This window comes from Vibrio marinisediminis, assembly GCF_014050145.1.
GTDB classification, from domain to species: domain Bacteria; phylum Pseudomonadota; class Gammaproteobacteria; order Enterobacterales; family Vibrionaceae; genus Vibrio; species Vibrio marinisediminis.
In genome coordinates this window covers 1-274 of sequence record NZ_JACFYF010000237.1, presented here as the reverse complement: position 1 = coordinate 274, position 274 = coordinate 1, and the positions used below count along the sequence as shown (strand labels likewise).

1 protein-coding gene is annotated in these 274 nt (G+C 67.2%); it reads left to right on the top strand.

Going from position 1 to position 274, the window contains the following annotated elements; all coding sequences use genetic code 11:
* On the top strand, positions 1 to 274 hold a 274-nt coding region (locus tag H2O73_RS21030; RefSeq protein ID WP_182110799.1), incomplete at both ends, for an MFS transporter.

Here is a 274-nt window from a genome sequence, read left to right as displayed (position 1 = left end):
CATGGCAGGCTTCGCCCTGGCCCAGCTGTTTGTCGGGCCAGTCTCTGACCATTTCGGCCGCAAGCCCGTGATGGTCGCCGGCCTCGCGCTGTTTCTCGCTGCCAGCCTGCTATGCGTCGTCGCGCCGACTATCGAATGGCTGCTCGTTGGACGCTTTCTGCAGGCCTTCGGCGGCGCCGCAGGCCCCGTGCTAGCACGCGCCGCCGTGCGTGATATCTACGACCCCATCGCGGCCGGGCGCGCTCTCTCTCATATGGCCAGTACCATGGCGCTG